This is a genomic window from Brenneria alni, from assembly GCF_003666245.1.
GTDB lineage: Bacteria > Pseudomonadota > Gammaproteobacteria > Enterobacterales > Enterobacteriaceae > Brenneria > Brenneria alni.
In genome coordinates, this window is record NZ_MJLZ01000118.1 from 1 (window position 1) to 743 (window position 743).

Sequence of the window (743 nt, forward strand, 5' to 3'; positions counted from 1 at the left end):
GCGCTGGAGGGGTCGGACGGTCGGGTCAGTGATGTGCTGGAGCGCGGTTATCAGTACGACGCGCTGGACCGTCTGACGGGTATCAGCGACAGCCACTGGGGCGACCAGGCGTTCAGGCTGAACGGGGTGGGTCAGGTGACGGCGGAGCGGCGGAGCGGGCGCTGGCGGCAGGGGAGGCTGTTCGGCTACGACAGCGAACAGAACCTGTGCGAGATAGCGGGCATAGCGCCGCAGGGGGAACGGCCGTTGAGGGTGAAGGACGCGGTGGTGGAGTCGCAGTCCCGCCATGACGAGGCGGGGCGGGTGACACGGCGCGGGCACACGGTCTACCGCTATGACGACTGCGGGCGGCGGGTGTATAAACGGGAAGAGCGTCCTGGTTTTCGGCCACGGGAGACGCATTTTGAGTGGGATGCGCAGGACCGGCTGGTGCGTGTGTTGTTGCCGGACGGAGAGCGCTGGCGCTACCGTTATGACGCGTTCGGACGGCGCATCAGCAAGGCGCGGGAAGGGCAGTTGCCCACGGCCCGGACGGTGGCGCGGGTGGAGTATCGCTGGGACGGAGACCAACTGGCGGTGCAGCGGCACTGTCTGGCGGACGGTACGGCGGCGCGGGAAGTGCAGTGGGTGTATGAGCCGGGGAGCTACCGGCCGCTGGCGCAGGTGGAGGCGAAAGGAGAGGCGACGCGGCTGCACTATATCGTGACGGACGTGGCGGGTACGGCGCGGGAGCTGTGCAGCGA

General features: G+C 68.5%; 1 protein-coding gene. It reads left to right on the forward strand.

From position 1 onward, the window contains the following. Positions 1-743: RHS repeat domain-containing protein (locus tag BIY29_RS19930; protein ID WP_147437198.1), on the forward strand; the 743-nt coding region annotated here is incomplete at both ends.